Origin of the sequence: Bacillus haikouensis (genome assembly GCF_013179555.1) — a bacterium.
GTDB classification, from domain to species: domain Bacteria; phylum Bacillota; class Bacilli; order Bacillales; family Bacillaceae_B; genus Rossellomorea; species Rossellomorea haikouensis_A.
Window position 1 is genome coordinate 1 of record NZ_JABMCR010000485.1, and the last position, 1,857, is coordinate 1,857.

General features: G+C 41.2%; 2 protein-coding genes. One reads left to right on the plus strand and one right to left on the minus strand.

Annotated features, from left to right (window positions below):
* Positions 1–1,180 (minus strand): BCCT family transporter (locus tag HP456_RS23485; protein WP_172255546.1); only part of this gene is annotated, 1,180 nt, incomplete at its 3' end.
* A 394-nt stretch (positions 1,181–1,574) separates the two neighbouring features.
* On the opposite strand from HP456_RS23485, the gene HP456_RS23490 reads away from it, so the two are divergent.
* Positions 1,575–1,857: hypothetical protein (locus tag HP456_RS23490; protein ID WP_172255548.1), on the plus strand; the 283-nt coding region annotated here is incomplete at its 3' end.

Here is a 1,857-nt window from a genome sequence, read left to right on the forward strand (position 1 = left end):
CCGCCATCCGTTCATCCTGCTTGACAAGCTGCAGGATAGACAGCTCCCCTGTGAGGTAGCGGTGGACCCCCAATCCGCCGAGGACACCGGTCGCAATCCATGAAATCATCGTCGGGGCTAACAGATAGGTAAGGATCATCTCTTTAATCGTGCGGCCCTTTGAGATCTTAGCAGCAAACACACTGTGGAGCATGGCCCACGTCGCACTATATGCAAACCAGAATACAGTATTGCTCTGGGTGTGGGACGCTTCTCCTTGATGAACAGAATCGGTGTTTAATGAAAAAGTAAGATAATGACCTAATAAAAACGAAACGCTATCTGAGAAATAATTTAAAATAAAGACGCCTGGCCCTGCAATGAGAACCAATAACGCGAAAAAGCCGGCCAAATACATATTAAATGTACTTAGGCGTTTAATGCCCTTCTCAATCCCCAAATAAGCACTAAGTGAAAATAAGAATACCCAAATAACAGTGACAATGATCGTCATTGTGAAGCTCACTTCTGTATTTAATAAAGCAGATAGATTATGCGTAATGATTGGTGCGCCAAGGCCAAGTGTTACAGCTGCACCTGTCAGGATGCTGATAAGGAATAGTATATCAAGGATCCTGCCTCCCCATCCATCTGTAAACCTGTCACCAAAAAGAATCCTGCATGCTTCTGAAATTCTCATTAAAGGACGTTTCTTCACATGAAGAACATACCCCATTGCCGGCGCGATCATCACAAAAATCGCGAAAACCTGGAATCCCCAAAGAAACATGCTGTAAGAATTCCCCCATAAGAGAGCCTCTGCCGATCCGGGATCCACTCCCGCAGGAGGATCATTTGCCACAGATGTCCACTGCAGCATTCCTGTTCTCATAATCGTCGATCCAATCCCCATCGCAATCAAAATCGAAGCATATTCGAATAGTGTAAAGCGCGGCTTCTCATCCGGATTTCCTAAGACCACCTGCCCGTATTTTGAAAAAGAAAAATACAATGCCGCTGCAACCAGGATTACTCCATACCAGAGGTACCCCCAGCTGAAAACATCCACTATGTAGTTGAAAATAGAATTAAGCAGTACCAATGATTCTGCCTCATAGAATGCAAAAGGGATACTGATCCCAATTACAATCAGTAATGAGGGGAGAAAAATTCTGTAATCAATCAAACTCTTTTTACTCATATAAAATAATAGTCCTCCTCTTTCCAGCATGCTCTATTCACAAACTTTTTTATTTTACACAAATGTCGGAACCCGGGTATTTTCGATTACACAATCAGTTGACCGTTTGAAGTTGAAAAAAACATGTAACATTATAGAAAAGCAGTCTTTGTCAATCTGCATCTATTTCCCCATATTTCATTACCCTTTCTTGAAAGATCAAAACAAGAAATACAATGAAACAGCTGAATTGCATTTCTTGTTTTTCATTATCAAATACACACTCCATAAGATTGATCTATTCATGACTAAGAGACGGGTCCCATTTTTCGCGGCATATCTAGAAAATTATTTATAGGAATTAAAAAATGCATGCGGCACATATAGTGTAACGATGTAGAAAGGCGGGATATACATGAGCGAGGTACAGAATTTATTGGATGACATGGACCGGCGAGCTGTACATTTGATCGAGGAATGGAACAAAGCATGCAATCTCAATCTACTTCCAGTTTGTGAAGAAACCACGCAATACAGCGAACAATTGGACGAATTCATCAATCAAGTAGAACAAATCAAAATGAATCGTAATCTGTTTGATCACTATACTGCTCAGCAATTAGAACAAACCTGCTCCAGTTTAACTGAACAATGGAAAACGATAGCATTAAAGGAAACGTCCAAGGAGAGAAACGGCT